The organism is Halomonas sp. ATBC28 (assembly GCF_005937175.1).
GTDB lineage: Bacteria > Pseudomonadota > Gammaproteobacteria > Pseudomonadales > Halomonadaceae > Vreelandella > Vreelandella titanicae.
Window position 1 is genome coordinate 216141 of record NZ_VCQL01000009.1, and the last position, 19217, is coordinate 235357.

Annotated in this window: 21 protein-coding genes and 1 tRNA gene; 6 read left to right on the forward strand and 16 right to left on the reverse strand. The window is 55.4% G+C overall.

What is annotated here, in order from left to right; genetic code table 11:
* Nucleotides 1–60: 60 nt before the first annotated feature.
* The 11 genes from hisS to E0L35_RS12695 form a co-directional block, all read right to left on the reverse strand.
* Nucleotides 61–1362 carry a histidine--tRNA ligase gene (hisS, locus tag E0L35_RS12645; protein WP_022520080.1) on the reverse strand — a complete coding sequence of 434 codons (1302 nt, stop codon included), beginning with the start codon at nt 1360–1362 and terminating at the stop codon, nt 61–63.
* A 58-nt stretch (nt 1363–1420) separates the two neighbouring features.
* Complete coding sequence (gene ispG / locus E0L35_RS12650; RefSeq protein ID WP_039860545.1) at nt 1421–2536, reverse strand: flavodoxin-dependent (E)-4-hydroxy-3-methylbut-2-enyl-diphosphate synthase; 1116 nt, start codon at nt 2534–2536, stop codon at nt 1421–1423.
* Between the two features lie 8 nt (nt 2537–2544).
* On the reverse strand, nt 2545–3582 hold the full coding sequence (locus tag E0L35_RS12655) for a RodZ domain-containing protein (protein ID WP_022520079.1): 1038 nt from the start codon (nt 3580–3582) through the stop codon (nt 2545–2547).
* Between the two features lie 47 nt (nt 3583–3629).
* Entirely contained in the window at nt 3630–4364 is a 735-nt protein-coding gene (gene pilW, locus E0L35_RS12660) for a type IV pilus biogenesis/stability protein PilW (protein ID WP_022520078.1), read from the reverse strand.
* A 143-nt stretch (nt 4365–4507) separates the two neighbouring features.
* The gene (gene rlmN / locus E0L35_RS12665; protein WP_138800466.1) at nt 4508–5692 is read right to left on the reverse strand and encodes a 23S rRNA (adenine(2503)-C(2))-methyltransferase RlmN; all 1185 of its coding nucleotides are present in this window, start codon (nt 5690–5692) and stop codon (nt 4508–4510) included.
* 89 nt (nt 5693–5781) lie between these two features.
* Nucleotides 5782–6207, reverse strand: a complete 426-nt coding sequence (ndk, locus tag E0L35_RS12670) for a nucleoside-diphosphate kinase (protein WP_022520077.1) — start codon at nt 6205–6207, stop codon at nt 5782–5784.
* A 230-nt stretch (nt 6208–6437) separates the two neighbouring features.
* Nucleotides 6438–6764 (reverse strand): iron-sulfur cluster assembly accessory protein, encoded by a 327-nt coding sequence (locus E0L35_RS12675; RefSeq protein ID WP_022520076.1) that lies wholly within the window; start codon nt 6762–6764, stop codon nt 6438–6440.
* A 26-nt stretch (nt 6765–6790) separates the two neighbouring features.
* Complete coding sequence (locus tag E0L35_RS12680) at nt 6791–7981, reverse strand: aminotransferase class V-fold PLP-dependent enzyme (protein WP_022520075.1); 1191 nt, start codon at nt 7979–7981, stop codon at nt 6791–6793.
* Nucleotides 7982–8033: 52 nt separating this feature from the next.
* Entirely contained in the window at nt 8034–8501 is a 468-nt protein-coding gene (iscR, locus tag E0L35_RS12685) for a Fe-S cluster assembly transcriptional regulator IscR (protein WP_022520074.1), read from the reverse strand.
* 78 nt (nt 8502–8579) lie between these two features.
* Complete coding sequence (gene cysE, locus E0L35_RS12690; protein ID WP_138800467.1) at nt 8580–9443, reverse strand: serine O-acetyltransferase; 864 nt, start codon at nt 9441–9443, stop codon at nt 8580–8582.
* A 169-nt stretch (nt 9444–9612) separates the two neighbouring features.
* The gene (locus E0L35_RS12695) at nt 9613–10377 is read right to left on the reverse strand and encodes an RNA methyltransferase (protein WP_022520072.1); all 765 of its coding nucleotides are present in this window, start codon (nt 10375–10377) and stop codon (nt 9613–9615) included.
* Nucleotides 10378–10556: 179 nt separating this feature from the next.
* Here E0L35_RS12695 and E0L35_RS12700 point away from each other — a divergent pair, with 179 nt between their 5' ends.
* On the forward strand, nt 10557–11351 hold the full coding sequence (locus tag E0L35_RS12700) for an inositol monophosphatase family protein (RefSeq protein ID WP_138800468.1): 795 nt from the start codon (nt 10557–10559) through the stop codon (nt 11349–11351).
* A gap of 129 nt (nt 11352–11480) precedes the next feature.
* Here the strand turns inward: E0L35_RS12700 and secF are convergent, their stop codons facing one another.
* From secF to queA, 5 genes are all read right to left on the reverse strand, one after another.
* Nucleotides 11481–12407 (reverse strand): protein translocase subunit SecF, encoded by a 927-nt coding sequence (gene secF, locus E0L35_RS12705; RefSeq protein ID WP_022520069.1) that lies wholly within the window; start codon nt 12405–12407, stop codon nt 11481–11483.
* A 64-nt stretch (nt 12408–12471) separates the two neighbouring features.
* Entirely contained in the window at nt 12472–14325 is a 1854-nt protein-coding gene (gene secD / locus E0L35_RS12710) for a protein translocase subunit SecD (RefSeq protein WP_027957422.1), read from the reverse strand.
* 132 nt (nt 14326–14457) lie between these two features.
* A complete protein-coding gene (gene yajC / locus E0L35_RS12715; RefSeq protein ID WP_007111584.1) occupies nt 14458–14784 on the reverse strand; it encodes a preprotein translocase subunit YajC in 327 nt (108 codons plus the stop codon).
* Between the two features lie 149 nt (nt 14785–14933).
* Nucleotides 14934–16073, reverse strand: coding sequence for a tRNA guanosine(34) transglycosylase Tgt (gene tgt, locus E0L35_RS12720; protein WP_035539075.1), 1140 nt, complete (start codon nt 16071–16073; stop codon nt 14934–14936).
* A 75-nt stretch (nt 16074–16148) separates the two neighbouring features.
* Nucleotides 16149–17180, reverse strand: a complete 1032-nt coding sequence (gene queA / locus E0L35_RS12725; RefSeq protein WP_009286722.1) for a tRNA preQ1(34) S-adenosylmethionine ribosyltransferase-isomerase QueA — start codon at nt 17178–17180, stop codon at nt 16149–16151.
* Nucleotides 17181–17294: 114 nt separating this feature from the next.
* Here queA and E0L35_RS12730 point away from each other — a divergent pair.
* From E0L35_RS12730 to E0L35_RS12750, 5 genes are all read left to right on the forward strand, one after another.
* A tRNA-Leu gene (locus tag E0L35_RS12730) sits at nt 17295–17381 on the forward strand.
* 141 nt (nt 17382–17522) lie between these two features.
* The gene (locus E0L35_RS12735) at nt 17523–17855 is read left to right on the forward strand and encodes a type II toxin-antitoxin system RelE/ParE family toxin (protein WP_088700573.1); all 333 of its coding nucleotides are present in this window, start codon (nt 17523–17525) and stop codon (nt 17853–17855) included.
* Nucleotides 17852–18157: an addiction module antidote protein gene (locus E0L35_RS12740; protein ID WP_088700574.1), complete on the forward strand. Its 306-nt coding sequence runs from the start codon at nt 17852–17854 to the stop codon at nt 18155–18157. Before E0L35_RS12735 ends, E0L35_RS12740 begins: the two co-directional genes overlap by 4 nt.
* A 324-nt stretch (nt 18158–18481) precedes the next feature.
* Nucleotides 18482–18748 (forward strand): hypothetical protein, encoded by a 267-nt coding sequence (locus tag E0L35_RS26470; RefSeq protein ID WP_138800469.1) that lies wholly within the window; start codon nt 18482–18484, stop codon nt 18746–18748.
* A 91-nt stretch (nt 18749–18839) separates the two neighbouring features.
* Complete coding sequence (locus E0L35_RS12750; protein WP_138800470.1) at nt 18840–19148, forward strand: hypothetical protein; 309 nt, start codon at nt 18840–18842, stop codon at nt 19146–19148.
* The last annotated feature ends 69 nt before the right edge of the window (nt 19149–19217 follow it).

Genomic DNA, 19217 nt, shown 5'->3' on the forward strand with positions numbered 1-19217 from the left:
CTCCTTTCTTCTAAAGTCGTATGTTTAGACCGTCGCATGCAAGCAGGCAGCCTGCAGGGCTTATGCGTTAGCCGTTAAAAGCTCGCCCAGCGTGCGGCCTAATGCGGCTTGAGGAACGCTTTGCTGTTCGCGGTCATCGCGCAGAAACTTGACCGTTGCCGACTGCGTCGCGATTTCATCTTCACCGATCAGTATGGCTATCGTAGCAGCGCTCTTGTCGGCTTTTTTGATTCGGCTTTTAAAGCTGCCGCCGCCGCAATGAAGCTGTAGACGCAGTTCAGGCAGCTCGCCACGCAGTTGCTCGGCCAGGGTGATCGCTGCCGTGGTGGCGGTATCATCCATGGGCAGCAAATAGACATCGCAGCCGCCAAGGGCGTTCTCAGGAATCAGTTCCAGGGTGTCGAGTAGCAGAATCAGCCGCTCAATGCCCATGGCAAAGCCTACCGCTGGGGTAGGCTTGCCGCCCAGCTGTTCGACTAGGCCGTCGTAGCGTCCGCCTGCACACACGGTGCCCTGGCTGCCCAGCGCAGTCGTGGTCCACTCGAACACGGTGCGGCAGTAGTAGTCGAGCCCGCGCACTAAGCGTGGGTTGATCACATAGTCAATGCCTGCTGCTTCAAGCATCTTCGTGAGCTGCTCAAAGTGTTCCTGGGATTCGGCATCCAGGTGATCCATCAACTGCGGCGCGCCGTCGAGCATCTCCGCCATGGCCGGATTTTTGGAGTCGAGAATACGCAGCGGGTTGCTGGTCAAGCGGCGTTTGGAGTCTTCATCGAGAGCGTCTAGGTGCTGCTCAAAGTAGGCCACCAGCGTATCTCGGTAGGCTGCCCGCGCCTCTGATGAACCTAGCGAGTTTAGCTCCAGGGTAACGTGCTCCATCAAGCCGAGTTCCTGCCACAGGCGCGCTGAAAGCAAGATCACCTCGGCGTCGATATCCGGGCCATCAAAACCGAAGGTCTCGACGCCGATCTGGTGGAATTGGCGGTAACGGCCTTTTTGCGGGCGCTCATAGCGAAACATCGGCCCCTGGTACCACAACCGCTGAGTTTGGTTATACAGCAGGCCGTGCTCCATGGCCGCGCGCACGCAGCTGGCAGTGCCTTCGGGACGCAGGGTCAAACTCTCGCTGTTGCGATCATCGAAGGTGTACATCTCTTTTTCGACGATATCGGTAACTTCACCGATAGAGCGTGCAAACAGCGCGGTTTGCTCAACGATAGGCGTGCGGATTTCATTAAAACCGTAACGCAGCATTAGCTGGCGTACTTTGGCTTCAAAAAATTGCCAGCGTGGGCTATCGCTGGGCAGTAGGTCGTTCATACCACGAATGGCTTGAATTTTTTTAACGGCGGACTTGCTCAAAGAAAACTCCTTATTCTGCCATCAGGCGTGGCGCACCCAGGCTGGCAGCCAGCCCCAGCTAAACGCTGCGGGCAATCATATCGTCTTGCTGCTGCTGTTTTTCGCGCACTTTTTCGCGAATCAGCTGCTCGAGATCATCTACCAAGTGGTCGTTGCGCAGCTTGCTGGCGGGCTTGCCGTCGATATACACCAGGTTAGCGGGACTACCGCCGGTCAGGCCGATATCGGTCTCTTTGGCTTCGCCGGGGCCATTGACCACGCAGCCGATCACCGAGACGTTGAGCGGTGTCATTACGTCTTCCAGCCGCTCTTCGAGCTGGTTCATGGTGTCAATGACGTCGAAGTTCTGGCGCGAACAGCTGGGGCAGGCAATAAAGTTGATGCCTTTCGAGCGCAGCTTGAGGCTGCGGAGCATATCAAAGCCGACCTTGATCTCTTCCACCGGGTCTGCTGCCAGCGAGACGCGGATCGTGTCGCCGATTCCGTCCATCAGTAGCATACCCAGACCAATCGATGACTTGACCGTGCCCGAGCGCAGACCTCCCGCTTCGGTAATCCCTAAGTGCAGCGGCTGCTCGATGCGTGCGGCAAGGTCGCGATAGGCGGCCACGGCCATAAATACATCCGAGGCTTTGACGCTGACTTTGAAGTCGGGGAAGTCCAGGCGATCCAGGTAGTCAATATGGCGCATGGCAGACTCCACCAGCGCTGCTGGCGTGGGTTCGCCATATTTCTTCTGCAGATCTTTTTCCAACGACCCTGCGTTGACGCCAATCCGGATCGGAATGCCATGATCGCGGGCCGCGCTAACCACCGCGCGTACGCGGTCTTCACGGCCGATGTTACCTGGGTTGATGCGCAGGCAGTCGACGCCGAGTTCGGCGACGCGTAGGGCAATTTTGTAATCAAAATGGATATCGGCAACGAGCGGTACATTGACGAGTTTTTTGATCTGACCAAAGGTTTCGGCGGCGTCCATATCAGGTACTGAAACGCGTACGATATCCGCACCGGCTTTTTCCAACTGCTGGATCTGGGCCACGGTCGCGGCGACATCCAACGTGTTGGTATTGGTCATGCTTTGAACGGCAATGGGGGCATCACCGCCCACCGCGACGTTTCCAACCTGAATCTGGCGGGAATGGCGGCGTTTTATCGGAGAAGGGGCGTGCATAAGACGGGTCACTCTCCCAAGGTGAATCGGGCAACATTGTTGGCGCCTGCGCGGGCGGGAAGATCAACTTCCTCGCCTTGGTAGCGCAGCTCAACGCCGGTGGCATTACCTACGGTTAAGCGAAACGGAGGCTCACCCTCGACGGTTGTCGAGGTGCCGGGCGTTTGTAGGCCCACGAAGACGCGCTGGTTGGTGGCATCAAAAATTTCCGTCCACGACTGCTCGTTAAACGTCAGTTCGAGGACGTTGGCATTGGCGGTTTGCTCGGCGGCAGCGTTTTGTTCGCTATCAGTATCGCTCTCTTCAATACTGCTTTGCTCAGGCCTGCTAGGCTCATTGCTATCGTCGGCGGTGCTGGCCGTATCGGTGGTGCTATCCAGTGCGGATTCGTCGAGGCCAGTCACTGCGTCAACATCAGCTTGATCGCTGGGCGCTTGTTCTTGCGCAGCCGTCGGTGAAGGCGTGACGTTGGTGGCATTACTGGGCAGCGTCGCGCTTTCATCGCCACTGGTGAAGCTTGAATCCGTACTCTCTGCTGTTTCAGCGGGTTCACTGGTCGGCTCTGCCGGGGCGGTAGCGGTCTCTTCCGGGGAGGTTGAGCCAAAGCCCGGCGGCTCATTGCCACCCCGGCTTTGCCACCACATCACGGTCACCGCGATAAGACCCACAATTACCAGCAAAGTCACCAACTTGAACAGCCAGGCGCCAATACGGGAGGGTGGCCTCGCCGTGGAGACCGGGGTAACTTGGCGTTCGGTGTCGCTACCGCCGCTGCGGGCTTGATAAGCTTCAAGCACCAGCCGGTCATCCATGCCCAGGTATTTAGCGTAAGAGCGCAGGTAGCCGCGTCGATAAGCGGCGACAGGGATCTCTTGGTAGTCATCCTGCTCAAGCCCTCCCACCACGGCGGGGCGCAGGTTGAGCGCCCGGGCCGCATCGGCGAGCGGAATACCAAGCTGCTCGCGCTGGCGAGCAAGAAGTTCGCCAGGAGAGGCGCTAGTGTTAGGACTATCAATGACGTTTTCTTGTGACTGTGTATCGCTCATGGCTGAGCATCCTTCATTAAATAAGCGGTGATCAGGGCGTCAATCAGTCAGTCGTTGCCAAGCAGGCGCTGGTATTCGGCGGCGACGCTATGCTCGCCGCGTGAATGAGCGATATCAACCGCCATTCTTAGCGCTGCTTGGTTGGGCTCGGCGAGCTGTAAATAGGTTTGCAGCGGTGCCCAGGCCTGAGAGTAATTGCCCTGCGAATATTCGAGTTCAGCTAACATTAAATAGCCGCGTGAATTACGCGGATCAATACTTTGCGCGCGCTCCAATCGAGCGCGCGCCTTATCAAATTCTTCCAGCGCCAGATAACACTGCCCTAAATTAGTAAATAGCTGGGCACGGTTGGCGTACTGGGCATCCTGTGATGCGGTTTCTAACTGCTCACAGGCGGCGTTTAACTGGCCCTGACTGAACAAGAACGCCGCATAGTTGTTGCGGGCGCGGGTGAAGTCAGGCTCGGCATTCACCGCCTGTTGAAAATAGTCGTTGGCAAGTGCACTTTCGCCCTGGCGTTGATAAACCAGTGCCAGTGCTTGCAGCGCTTCTGCATGGTGTGGGGCAATTTCAAGTGCCCGATCCAGTGCGTTGAGAGCGCGGGGAAGATTATCGCGCTCTAAATAGGCGACGCCAAGCTGGGTATAGGCTTCTGCCGCCGCGGGGGTAGCTTGTGGTGAAAGGTTGTTGGACGAGGCACAGCCGGCTAGCCACAAGCTACCGATAAGCACGGTGAGCATGGGCACCCGCGATGGGTGTTGGCGCCTGCGGTGAGCGATCATGTAAATCCTCTTGTGGTGAACGTCCAACTGCGAGTAAGGCAATACATACAAACAGCAGTGCTAATCTAAATAAAAACCGTGACCATCAAAGCGCCGTGCCAAGCGGAAGTCAAGATAAGCCCGGTTTTCGACACTCCACCCCCCTAGTCCGCGTCGAGCTGTACTGACTGGATATAGCGCGCGCTGCGTTTGGTGCGGTCTTTCACGCGACCAACGAGCTGGCCACAGGCAGCATCAATATCTTCACCTCGGGTTGTTCTAACCGTGGCGTTGTAGCCTAAATCATACAACCACTGCTGGAAGCGCATAACCTGATTACGCGACGGTTTTTCGTACCCAGAGTTTGGGAACGGGTTAAACGGGATCAGGTTGATCTTACACGGCAGCTCTTTAAGCAATGCAGCAAGCTGCTCGGCGTGTTCCTGCTGATCGTTGACGTCCTTGATCAGCGTGTACTCAATGGTGACCTGACGATTGTCCGGGCATTTGGAAAGGTAGCGGTGGCAAGCATCCAGCAACGTGCGAATATTGTACTTACGGTTGATGGGCACCAGCTCATTGCGCAACTCGTCCGTAGACGCATGCAGCGAAATCGCCAAGCTAACGTCCATTTCATCGCCAAGTTTGTCGATCATCGGCACCACGCCAGAGGTCGACAGCGTCACGCGGCGCTTGGACAGGCCATAGCCGTTGTCGTCGAGCATCAGCTTCATGGCAGGCACAACGTTATCGAAGTTGAGCAACGGTTCGCCCATGCCCATCATCACTACGTTGGTCACCGGACGGTTCGCCGTATCACGCCGCGGGCCAACGCTGCGCTGAGCGACCCATACCTGGCCGATAATTTCAGCAGCGGTTAAGTTGCGCTGAAACCCCTGCTTGCCGGTGGAGCAGAAGCTGCAGTCCAGCGAGCAGCCGACCTGGGAGGAAACGCATAGCGTGCGGCGCTTACCGTTCTCCGCCGGGATCAGTACCGTTTCTACATAACTGCCGTCTTCCACTTCCAGCACCCACTTACGGGTGCCGTCGCTGGAAGTACCCTCATAAATTACCCCTGGGCCACGAATTTCTGCCAGCCGGGCCAGTTTTTCACGCAGTGCTTTGGAAAGGTTCGTCATGGCAGCAAAGTCATCGCTGCCTTCCTGGTGAATCCACTTCATTAGCTGCGCGGCACGGAACTTCTTTTCGCCGATCGACAAAAAGAAGGCTTCCATCTGCTCGCGGGACATGCCAAGCAGGTTTTGACGCTCAGGCGTCGCTTTTGCAGCAGGCTTGCTGGCGGCGTCAGTATGTGGGGCGGGCGTGTGTTGGGCTACAGTGGTGGTCATGGCGGTCAGCGTTATAGAAAGGGGCGGGGGACTAGCCCCCGCAAAATGGCCGGCAACGAAAGTTGATTCGGCGGCGCTACCTTAAAGGCTTAGCGCGGGCAGATTTCGTCGTTGCCAAAGAAGTAGCTAATTTCGCGCTCAGCGCTTTCCGGAGAATCAGAACCATGGACAGCATTGGCGTCAATTGTTTCCGCAAAATCGGCGCGAATAGTGCCGGGTGCCGCTTCTTTCGGGTTGGTCGCACCCATCAGGTCACGGTTTTTAGCGATGGCGCCTTCACCTTCAAGCACTTGTACAACCACCGGCCCAGAGGTCATGAAGCCAACCAGGTCTTTAAAGAACGGACGCTCTTTGTGTTCTGCGTAGAAGCCGCCAGCCTTCTCTTCAGAGAGATGAACCATTTTGGCTGCGACGACTTTTAGACCCGCTTTTTCGAAGCGAGCAATGATGTCACCGATAGCATTCTTGGCAACGGCATCAGGCTTGATAATAGAAAGAGTGCGTTCAGTAGCCATGTAAATGGTCTCCTTAAAAAGGCTTAAGCAAAAAGTGCCGCCCTAGAAGGCCAGGGCGGCCCAGAAAATGATTCAGTTAATAGCGCTTCGGCAGCTAGCGTTTTTAAACGCTAATGTGTCAAAAAAGCATGCGGGCGTAACCCGGCTGCCTGCGCTTGTGTATCCAGGGGCGTGATTATAGCGCTTAAGCCGGGGTATGAATACCGGCGATGAAGCTGACCAAGCAATGCTTAGACGGTAAAGCTCTCACCGCAGCCACACTCATCTTTGACGTTAGGGTTGTTGAAGCGGAAAAAGCGGTTCAGCCCTTCGCTGACGTAATCCACTTCGCTACCGTTAAGCATCTCTACCGCATCGGGAGCGACATAGACGCTGGCACCGTGGGCTTCAAAATGGACTTCTTCGTCACTGACGGTGTCGGCAAAATCGAGCACGTAGCTATAGCCAGAGCAACCGCTTGGCTTGACCGAGACGCGCAGGCCGAGGCCTTGGCCGCGCTCGTCGAGCACGTGACGAATCTGTTGTGCGGCAGCCGGGGTAATATTGAGTGTTGCCATGAGGCGTCCTCCTTAAAAATAGTCAGCTAGTCAGCCGCTTGACGGGGCGGTGTACGTAAACCGCTCACCGCATGGCGTATGAGCGTTAGCGCATGATCAATGTCGGCTTCGGTGGTAAAGCGCCCGAAGCTAAAACGCAGCGATGAGAGCGCCAGCGAGCGTGGTGTGCCGATGCCGAGCAGCACATAGGACGGGTCGACGCTGGCCGAGTTGCACGCCGATCCGGTGGAGACCGCTACATCGCGCAACGCCATCAGCAGTGACTCGCCGTCGACACCTTCGAATGCCAGATTGAGAATGTTGGGTACTGCTCGCTTTTCAGTGTCATTCAGCGGCGTGTTCGAGAACACACCGTCAAGCCCCTCCAGGCCACGCAGAAAGCGCTGCTGCAAGCCCATAATATGGACGTTGTCTTCGTCGTACTGCTGCTGCATCAGTGCAAAGGCTTCACCCATGCCAGCAATTTGGTGTGTCGGCAGGGTGCCAGAGCGCATACCGCGCTCATGACCGCCGCCATGTATCAGCGCCTCAACGCGGATGTCCGGGTGGCGCTTCACATAAAGCGCCCCGACGCCTTTAGGGCCGTAAGTTTTATGGCCGGACAGCGACATCAGGTCGATCTGCTGAGCCACTACGTCTAAGGGAATACGCCCCACCGCCTGGGCAGCATCCGTATGAAACGCCGCGCCAAACTCATGGGCAACGGCCGCTAGAGCCGAGATATCGTTGATACTGCCCAGTTCGTTGTTAACCGCCATTAATGAAACCAGCGCGGTGTCATCGCGCATCGCTGCGCGCAGCTGTTCGGGGTCAATACGGCCATCCTGGCCCGGCGTTAGCCAGGTAATCTCAAAGCCCTCTTTCTCCAGCGCATGGGCAGTGTCAACGATGGCTTTATGCTCAATCGTCGAGGTCACCAAGTGTAGGCCACGCTCGCGGTTGGCGCGCATAAAACCAATCAGCGCTAGGTTGTCAGCTTCGGTGGCGCCGCTGGTCCAGACGATCTCTCTCGGGTCGGCGCCAATGGCATCGGCCACCTGGCGGCGCGCCTGCTCAATCACCTGCTCTGCCTGCCAGCCCAGCATATGGCTGCGCGAAGCCGGGTTGGCAAATAGCTGGTCAACCGTCAGGTAGCGTTGCATAACCTCAACCACGCGAGCATCCGCCGGCGCGGTGGCGGCGTAATCCAGGTAAATGGGCAGCGTGGGTGTGGTCATCGTTACGTTCCAGCGGTTGATCGATCAAGGTAATCGGGTTTGTGTCGTGGGGTCAGGGTGAAGAGGCGAGAATGCCTGCCTCGGCACGCTGTTTCTGTCGCGACGCAATACGTATGACATCAGGACGCAGCATCAGTTGTGCCAGGGTCATATCGTCAAGAAAATGGCGTATCTGCACGGAGAGCTCGCACCACAAATGGTGGGTCAAGCAGGTGTCACCCTGTTGGCAGTCAGAGAGCCCCTGGCAACGGGTGGCATCAACGCTTTCATTTACTGCGTCAATCACCTTTGAAACGCTAATCGCGTCCGCAGGCTGCGAAAGCAGATAGCCGCCGCCTGGGCCGCGCACGCTGTTGACCAAGCCTGCACGGCGCAGGCGAGCAAAAAGCTGCTCTAAATAGGAGAGCGATATCTCTTGACGCTGGGAGATATCGCTTAGGCTGGTCGGGCCGTTGTGGGCATGCAAGGCTAAATCGAGCATGGCGGTAACGGCGTAACGGCCTTTAGTGGTCAAGCGCATGGCAAGCCCCTCGACGCTGAAAGCTCAGCGCACTAACGGCAAATGTGCTGCCATTATGGGAAAACCTGAGTGCTTTGGTCAACCATTACGCGGCGGCAGCGTTTCTTGCTCGGCTGATGGTGGAGTGGCCGAGTGCTTGCCAACGCCGGTGCAGCCGGTATCGTTCTCGTCCAGAATATCGGCAAAATCTTCATCGCGCAGCGCCGGTAACTGGCCGTCACGGTAGTTGTCATCTAGCTTACGCAGGGTAGAGCACATGCGCTCAATGCGCTCATCCACGGCGTGCATATGGTCGAGCATTGCCTGCATCGAACGGGCTACGGGGTCGGGCATGTCCTGGCTGACGCCGTAGGCGTCAAAGCCAAATTTTTGGCAGATGGCTTCGCGTCGGGCGGGGTCGACATCCAGTGCTTCTTCCACATCGGGGTCGGCGCGTTTAACGATTTTACCGGGAATACCTACCACCGTGGCGCCCGGCGGTACTTCTTTGGTGACCACGGCATTAGAGCCAATTTTCGCTCCAGCGCCGACCGTAAAGGGCCCCAGTATTTTGGCGCCCGCACCGACAATCACGCCATCCCCCAAGGTGGGATGGCGCTTGCCTTTGTTCCAGCTGGTGCCGCCCAGGGTGACACCTTGATAGAGCGTTACGTTATCGCCCACCAGCGCCGTTTCGCCAATCACCACACCCATGCCGTGATCAATAAAAAACCGCCGACCAATCGTGGCGCCAGGGTGAATTTCAATGCCGGTGAGCCAGCGTGAAAACGTCGATAGCGTCCGCGCTAGCCACTTGAGGTTTTTTTTCCACAGCCAGTGGCCGCAGCGATGCAGCAGGAGGGCGTGCAGGCCAGGATAGTTGGTCAGCACCTCAAGAAAGTTACGTGCGGCCGGGTCGCGGTCAAATACGCTGTTGATGTCTTCACGTAGACGTTGAAACATGAGGTGTTCCTTGGCGTTATATAAGGCGGCGTCTAGCTATTGAACTATTAGAACGGATTTTTGAAATATCGCCGGTTCTTGGAATATCAATAGAGAAATCACGTTAGCAGAATAGCGAAGTTGGGGCACGCAGCATCAACTTCAAGCTTAGCGTTTCCAGCCTAATAAATTACGGCTTGGGTGGCTTGGTGTTCGCAGCCTTTTCGGTAGCCGACAGAATTCCACGCAAAATATTCATTTCCATGCGTTCTGGGCGAGCGCGCAGGTACAAGCGGCGCAGTCTCGCCATTAGCTGTCGTGGCTGATCAGGGTCGTGGAAGTCAATACCAATCAGCGTGCGCTCTAAGTGCTCAAAGTAGCGCTCTAGCTCGGCGTGGGTGGCCAGATCATCGTCATCATTTGGCACAGTTGGAGGTGCATCCGCTTGGCCATCTGATTGGCTTAGCCACGCCATGCGACACTCATAGGCAAGCACCTGAACCGCTGCGGCCAAATTGAGTGAGCTAAAGTCGGCATTGGTAGGAATATGCACATGTGCGTGGCAGCGCTGTAATTCAGCATTGGTAAGGCCGCTGTCCTCGCGCCCGAATACCAGCGCCACGCGGGACTCAGCAGCCTGGCACTCGGCGGGCAGCCGGTCAGCTAACTCCCGCGGTGAGAGCATCGGCCAGGGCAGAGTGCGTGAGCGCGCACTGGCGCCCACGGCCAGAGTGCAATCAGCTACCGCCTCTTCCAGTGAGGCATGCACACTGGCTTGATGAAGGAGGTGGTCAGCGCCGGAGGCACGGGAAATGCTGTCCTGGGTAATCACTTCACAGCGGGGGGCAACGAGGGCTAAATCTGCCAGGCCCATATTGTGCATGGCGCGTGCCACGCCGCCGATATTGCCGGGATGGCTGGTGCCGATAAGAACAATGCGAATGCGCTCAAGCATGATAAGGCTCGGTGAATAAAGAGGGTGATTATTATCGCGTAAAGCGCGCAGTCTAGCATGAGTCGGTGGTATGCCCGAGAGTGGTCTGCTAGAATTGCGCGCCAAAGGCGGCACCTGCGCCTACTTATGCTCTATGATTAGCATCACGTTCTTTAACATCACTGTCACAAGGCCCGATCATGAATCCGATGGTCCAATTTACGCTGCGTGCTGCACGCGGCGCTGTTGAGCACTTCCTACGCGTACGCGAACGTATTGAAAACGCGCACGATGAATTTAACCTTGACCGCCTACTCGACGAGACGGCGCGCAAGGCCGAAGCGACGATTGTTCAGCAGTTGGAGCGCGGTTATCCCCAGCACGGTGTTACCGGCCGCTTTTCCCCGCACCGCGCGGGTGAAGGCGAAGGCGCGGATATCGTCTGGAAAATTGAACCGATGCACGGCTACTCTAATTTAGCCGTTGCCGGCAAGGGCTTTGCACTCTCAGTGGTGTGTCTTATCAAAGGTCGTCCCGAACACGCGGTGATTATCTGTCCGTTCGCCGACGATGAATATATCGCCAGCCGCGGCCGCGGCGCCCAGCACAACGACAAGCGCATGCGCGTTAGCAAGCCTACCGCTATTAGCGGCACGCGTATGGCCATGAGCCTGCCGGAAGTTTGGCTTCGCCCGCGCAATTTACCTGCTTATTTAACCGTTTCACAGCAGCTTGCCCCACAGGTAGAAAACCTGCTGGCCACCGGCTGTGGGCTGCTGGATTTGTGCGAGTTGGCCACTGGGCGAGTGGATAGCGCTTTTGTGCTCGGCCTGGAAGAGCAGGATATGCTGGTAGGCACGCTGTTCCTGAAAGAGGCGGGCGCCTTGATGGGTACGCCGGACGGCCAGCCCACGGTGAAAGTGGAAGGGCAGCTAATGGCAGCCGGGCCGCGTCTCTATAAAGCGCTGATCAAGCAGCTCACGCCGCACTTTTAAGTAGCAATGCTAAGCTTTTAAAGATAAAAGCTTTAAAGACGACCGTTTTTAAAGACAAAAAAAGCCCCTGCTGGATTCCCAGCAGGGGCTTTTTTGTAGGCTAAATAAGAGGAGTATAGAGATGCGCCGTTAAGGCAGCTCTTCCTCTTCTTCGTCGAACTCTTTCTTGGTGGGAATCAAATCTTCTCGCGACAGCTTCAGTGGTAGCAGTAGCGCCGCAGCAATATAGATAGACGAGAACGTACCCACAACGATGCCGACCAGCAGCGCAATGGCGAAATTCTCAATCATATCCCCGCCCAATAGCAGCAGAGCGAGCAGTACCAGAATGGTGGTGCCCGAGGTTGCCAAGGTGCGCGAGAGCGTGGCGTTAATCGCTTCGTTGAAGATCTGCGGCATATCGTCGATACGCGAAGTGCGGATGGCTTCGCGGACGCGATCATAAACCACGATGGTATCGTTCAACGAGTAGCCGATAACTGCCAGGATGGCTGCCAATACGGTAAGGTCGAAATCGAGCTGAAACAGAGCGAACACGCCCACTACGATAATCACATCGTGCAGCAGTGCCAGCAGTGCGCCAATCGCAAACTTGTACTGAAAGCGGAAGGCCACATAGAGCATGACCACGCCGAGCGCTACCAGCAGACCCAATCCACTCTGGTCACGCAGTTGGTCACCTACCTGGGAACCAACAAACTCAGAGCGAACAAGGTCAACGCTATTACCACTCGCGCGTAGCAGGTTTACTACCTCGCCGCCTACATCAGCGTCAAACGCCTGCTGGAGACGAATCAAGACTTCGGTTGATGCCCCAAAGGTTTGCACCGAGACATCTTGAAAGCCGCTCTCTTCGAGCAGCACACGAATAGCGTCCAGGGAGGGCGCAGCGCCGTAGCGCACCTCAATCAGCGTACCGCCAGTAAAGTCCAGCCCTAGGTTGAGCTGCTGGAACAGGATGGCGCCAATCGACACGATCAGTAACACAGCGGAGACGGCAAACGCGATGTTGCGCCGTCCCATAAAGTCGATTCGCAGGTGTGATAGGGGTTTCATTACCACCTCTTCAGTTCTGGGCTAAGCACGTGGTTTAAATTCATGCTTTTCAAATCCATGCTCTTTAAATCCACAGCTTTTTGACGGGTTTGCTGCCATAGGCCAAGTTGACCATGGCGCGAGTCACCATCAGAGCGGTGAACAGCGACGTCAAAATGCCGATAGAGAGCGTGACGGCGAACCCTTTCACCGGGCCGGAGCCAATCGAGAACAGGATAACGGCCACCAGCAGCGTGGTGATGTTAGCGTCGACGATGGAGGTGAAGGCGCGCTCATAGCCGGCTTGGATCGCTTGCTGAACTGACATGCCGTTACGCAGCTCTTCACGTATTCGCTCGAAAATCAGCACGTTGGCATCTACCGCCATGCCCAGTGTCAGTACGATACCGGCAATACCTGGCAGCGTCAGCGTGGCGCCCAGCATCGACATCACCGCGACCAGCAGTGTTAAGTTCAGCGCCAGGGCGATATTGGCAAACACGCCAAACACCTTATAGCGCACCAGCATAAACAGCACGACCAGCAGCAAGCCAATCTGTACCGAGAGCAGGCCCCGCTCAATGTTTTCAGCGCCCAGGCTTGGCCCAATGGTGCGTTCTTGGACGAAGTAGATGGGAGCCGCAAGGGAGCCCGAACGCAGCAGCAACGCCAGCTCAGCGGCTTCTGTCGGCGAATCCAAACCGGTGATCCGGAAGCTGTTGCCAAGCGCACTTTGAATAGTGGCCAAACTGATCAGGCCGCGCTCAACGTAAGGCTCCCGCTCAATGGTCTCTTCGCCCGTTTCCGGGTCGACCACCACGGTGTCTTCACTCTTATGCTCGATGAACAGCACCGCCATATTGCGGCCGATATTGGTGCGTGTGGCGCGGTTCATTAGCGTGCCGCCGGTGCCGTCCAGATCAATATTGACCTGCGGGCGACCATTCTCATCAAAGCTGTTGCTGGCACTGGAGACGCTATCGCCGGTAATGATCACGTCGCGCATTAGCTCGGCAGAGCGCGAAGGCTCATTTCGGAAGGTGAGGGTTTCCGTTTCGTTATCCGGCGTATCGTTGCGCGCTTCCAGGCGGAACTCCAGGTTCGCCGTTGCGCCGACAATACGCTTGGCCGCCACGGTGTCCTGGATGCCCGGCAGCTCCACCACGATCTGGTTGGGGCCTTGGCGCTGCACCATGGGCTCCGCGACACCCAGTTCGTTGACCCGGTTGCGTAGGGTGGTCAAGTTCTGGTTGATCGCGTAATCCTGAATTTCGTTTACCGATTGATCGCTAAGCGTCATTACCAGCGTTGAAGCGCGGCCATCGCCTTCACTGCTGTATTCAAACTCAGGAAAGTCACGGCTGATCAGGCTGCGGGCTGTATCGCGGTCTTCGGCGCTGGCAAAATCGATCGACAGCGTGCGCTCCTCGATATCGGTATTACGATAGCGAATCCGCTCGTCGCGTAGCAGCTCACGCATGGCGCTGGCGTTGACTTCCAGGCGCTGGGTAAGCGCGGCTTCCATATCCACTTCGAGCAGGAAGTGCACGCCACCACGCAAATCAAGGCCCAGCGTCATGGGGGAAGCAGAGAATGCCTGTAGCCATTCTGGCGTTGCTTCGGCGAGGTTTAGCGCTACCGTCGCATCATCGCCTAAAAGGTCAGCGGCAATGTCGCGAGCAGGCAGTTGATCGTCATCGTGGCGTAAACGAATAAGCCACTGCCCGTTCTCTTCTTCGAGGGCTTTGATCTCAATATCGTGTTCGCTGAGCGCGGTTTCAACACGGTCTATCTGACGCGCATCCAGCGAGTCGCCTTGGGCGCTGCTAATTTGGATGGCGGGATCTTCGGGGAATAGATTGGGAAGCGAGTAGATAAGGCCAACCACCAGGACGACCAGTATCAGCAGATACTTCCACAGGGGGTAACGGTTGAGCATGCAAGCCCTGCCTTCAATTACAAACGGAATGCTGTGCACGGACACGCCGCGCACAGCAAAGTTCACCATCATTCATACCATGTCACCCCTGCCGGGGTGGCTGGCACTGGCTCGGCAGGGGTATTACAAGGTTTAGATGGACTTGATGGTGCCTTTAGGCAGTACGGCGGCAACGGCGTTCTTCTGCACGTTAACTTCGGTGCCTTCAGAGATCTCGATGGTCAGGAATTCGTCGCTCACCTTAGTGATCCGACCTACCAAACCGCCGCCAATAACGATCTCATCGCCTTTGTCCAAGTTGGTGACCAGCTGCTTGTGCTGCTTGGCGCGCTTGGCTTGCGGGCGCCACAACAGGAAGTAGAAAATCAGCACGAAACCGACCAGCATGACGATTTGCGCAATACCACCGCCAGCAGCGGCTTCTTGGGCATGGGCTGGTGAGATGAAGAAATCCAGCATTGCAGAGAACTCCTGAGTTAGAAAAGCTTAGGTTTTTAGATGCTTGGTTTTTGAAAGCTTGGTTTTGAAAACATGGTTTTTAAAGCATAGTTTTTAAAACATAGCCAAACAGTTTAAACCACGCGCCAAGGCGCGTGGCGATTAATTCGTCAGGGCTGGCTTAGCGGAGGCACTGGCAAGCCACGCCGTGCATAGAAGCCTTCCACAAAGGTCGTCAATGTACCCGCTTCAATTGCCGCGCGCAAATCGGCCATCACACGCTGGTAGTAACGTAAGTTGTGGATGGTGTTGAGCATCGAGCCGAGCATTTCATTGCAGCGATCCAAATGGTGCAAGTAGCCCCGTGAGAAATTCTGGCAAGTATGGCAATCGCACTCTTCATCGAGCGGGCGGGTATCAAAACGGTGCTTGGCGTTACGAATTTTGACCGTGCCTTCCGAGGTGAACAGGTGGCCGTTACGCGCGTTGCGGGTGGGCATTACGCAATCGAACATATCCACACCCCGGCGCACGCCTTCCACCAGGTCTTCGGGTTTGCCGACGCCCATTAGGTAGCGAGGCATCTCATCGGGCATCCAGGTGGGCAGGTAGTCGAGCACCTTGATCATCTCTTCTTTCGGTTCGCCGACGGAAAGCCCGCCAATCGCCAAACCATCAAAGCCGATTTCCAGCAGCCCTTTGAGTGAGCGTTCGCGCAGCTCAGGGTGCATGCCGCCTTGAATAATACCAAACAGCGCGGAAGGGGAGTCGCCGTGGGCATCACGCGAGCGTTTGGCCCAGCGCAGCGACAGCTCCATGGATTTCTCGGCTTCGTCAAACGTGGCCGGGTAGGGCGTGCACTCGTCAAAGATCATCACCACATCGGAGCCCAGCGAACGCTGAACCGCCATGGACTCTTCCGGGCCCATAAAGACTTTGCTGCCATCCACAGGCGAGCGGAAGTGCACGCCCTGCTCGGTGATCTTGCGCGTCTCACCGAGGGAGAAGACCTGAAAACCGCCGGAGTCGGTCAGAATCGGTTTGTCCCACTGGGCGAAGTCATGCAGGTCGCCGTGAGCTTCAATCACCTCGGTGCCAGGGCGCAGCCACAGGTGAAAGGTGTTGCCGAGGATGATTTCGGCGCCGATCTCTTTGACGGAATCCGGCGTCATGCCTTTCACCGTGCCGTAGGTGCCTACTGGCATAAACGCCGGGGTCTCCACTGTGCCACGGGGGAAGTGGAGGCGGCCACGGCGCGCACGGCCATCGTCGGCCAGGCGCTCAAAGCGCATAAAGCATTCGTTTCGCATATAAAGTAACTCGTTAATCTCGTTCGTTTGGCGCGACGGGTGCAGGGCAAGCGGGTCAACAATCAGCAGCAATACCTAGCGGGTCAACAGCATGGCGTCGCCATAGCTAAAAAACGCATAGCGCTCGGCCACTGCCCGTTGATAGGCGTGCATGATGGTGTCATAGCCCACGAAGGAGGACACCAGCATTAGCAGCGTCGATTCCGGTAGGTGGAAATTGGTAATTAAAGCATCCACGCAGCGCCACTGGTAACCGGGGTAGATGAAAATGTCGGTATCGCCACTATAAGGCGCGATCTGTCCGTCGCTACTTTTCATGCAGGCGCTTTCCAGGCAGCGCACGCTGGTGGTGCCCACTGCCACCACCCGCTTGCCTGCTGCCAGGGTCTCGCGCACTTGCTGGCAGGTAGCTTCCGTGACCTCAATCCACTCGCTGTGCATATGGTGTTCAAGGATGTTGTCGACGCGCACCGGCTGAAAAGTGCCCGCGCCCACATGCAGCGTCACAAAGGCACGGTTAATGCCTTTATCTGCAAGGGCGTCCAGCAGTGGCTGATCAAAATGCAGCCCGGCGGTCGGCGCCGCTACTGCACCATCACGCCGGGCATAGACGGTTTGGTAACGCTCACGGTCGCTGAGTTCGTCTTCGCGGGTAATATACGGTGGCAGCGGCATATGGCCGTGCTTTTCGAGCAGCGCAATCATCGGCGTATCGCCCAAAAAGCGCAGCTCGAACAGGGCATCACGGCGGCCTTCTACGATGGCGTGAATATCGCCCTCGAAAATCAGCTCGGTGCCGGGCTTCGGCGACTTACTCGAACGAATATGCGCCAAGCCACGGTGAGCATCCAGCGGGCGCTCCAGTAACATCTCCACTTTGCCGCCGCTGGCCTTATGGCCGTGCAGGCGCGCCGGAATCACCCGGGTGTCGTTAAACACCAACAGGTCGCCGGGCTCCAGAAGCTCAAGCAAATCGGGAAAGCGGCGGTGTTCCAGCGCGCCGCTCTGGCCATCCACGCACAGCAAACGGCAGTCGCTACGCTGTTCAGAAGGGTAGCGAGCAATTAATTCGTCGGGTAGTTCGTAATGAAAATCCGCGCGCTGCATGGCGTATAACTCTTAACATTGATCAAACAGGCGGCATAGGATAGCGCTTTGGCTGCATAAAGTCAGTCAATGTGATTGACCTACCTCGTTAATTACGTATAATGCGCATCCATTGCCGGTATGGCGGAATTGGTAGACGCAGCGGATTCAAAATCCGCCGCCTTTACGGGTGTGCCAGTTCGAGTCTGGCTACCGGCACCATCTTTAAAATCAGGCGCTTAGGCGCCTTTTTTTGTGCCTGTCATTCCTCCATTTATATTCTTTGGTCGCGTTTTGGTCGCACCAGCACAAATATAGTAGTTGGCGTCTGCAAAGTTGTAGCTTTTAGGCTACATTGTTTTTATGACGTCACTCTCGCATTACTTGACCGCGGATGGTCATGATCCCTTCCAAGCTTGGTTAGATGCTACCAAGGCGAAAGACCGGCAAGCTGCTATGCGCGTATTAACGCGCCTTAACCGGCTTGTAGCCGGTAATGCGGGCGATACTAAAAGCGTCGGCGACGGTGTGATGGAGCTTCGTATCGACTATGGCCCAGGCTATCGCGTCTATTACGCTAAAGTGGGAAGACGGTTAGTTCTTCTATTAACCGGAGGTACTAAAAAACGCCAGCAGGCTGATATTGAACAGGCGAAGGCATTTTTAGTGGACTACCGTAAGAGGTTGAAGAAATGAAAAGCCATGATGATGCTGTGATTACCATGCTTCGTGAAGATCCTGATATGGCTGTCGATTATCTACGCACCGCTTTTGATGAGTTGGATGAGGAAGGCGGAGAAACAGCTTTTCTTATGGCGCTTCGCCATGTGGTGGAGGCCCAGGGTGGTATGGCAGTCGTTGCTGAACGGGCCAAGCTATCAAGGGAAAGCCTGTATCGCGCGTTATCGCCTAAGGGGAACCCTACCTTGCGCACTATGACTGCGGTCATCAAAGCCACGGGCGTACACTTTCATGACTTAACCCGGCAGGCTTCGTGAGCGAATCATTTAGAAGCCCCGGGATAGAGCGTGCCGCGAATTTGAAGAAAACAGGGACGGGTACCAACTAGCGCAACGGGTTGTGGATAGATGGTCTCCAGGGGGCAGGCATTGTGGATAAGGGCAGTAAGGGGACTAAATGTTGTGGATGAAGCGAGAGAAGCATTTCATCAGATTTTAAAAATGGCGATCCTGTTTGGTGGGATGGCCATTTTTTATATCTGGATTGAGAGTAAGCTATTAAAAAAATGGAAAAAGAAAAGACGTAAGAGGAATAAGTAGTGGAGAGCTTCGACAGAATGTTTGTTAGTGCATTAAGAGATCTTGACGCAGGACTACAACAGGCAATTTATTACGCGGTTTTTATTGATATTTTACTCTTGGTGTCGCTTGTTATTTTTATATGGTGCTGCTGTGTTTATGTGCTTAATTACAAAAAAGCTTGTGGATGAGAGTGTGAGGGTTGCAAGATCTAAGAAACAGTATTATGGAGCTAGAGCGGAAAGAGAAAGGCTGGAAGCAAGGAAGATAAAATTTGAACTTGGTTTGATAGAAGAATTGGATAAGGAGGATTTGGGGGTTTACGGTTAACAAAAGCATTATGAATAAGTGTTTCAGTTTTTTATTTTTAAAAGTTGGAATTGGCGGGACTTTTCCAGTTATTTAATAGAGGGTTGTTGATATGAGCGGCTTGGTTCTTAATATTATTTTGTTTTTCTGGATTGGTTTGAGTCTAGCTTTTTTTATTGAAGTGGATGCTGAAGTTTTTACAATATTAAGCGCAGCAGCAATAGCTGGGTTGTTAACATATATGTCAGTTTTTATTTCAGACAGAAATGCTGATATTGAAAAGAAAAAAACAATGATTAAGGAAATGAAAGATTTAAGCTGGGATTACATAGAATTGATTAACGATTTTTTCACAAAAGCTAAGGAAGCTCTGAAAAAGTCACTGCCATCAGTGATAATACGGCTATCGTCAACTGCATAGGATTCAGTGCTGCCATGGATCAAATCACCTTCTCCGAAGCCGAGTACCAGAACAAGAAGAGAAAGACTC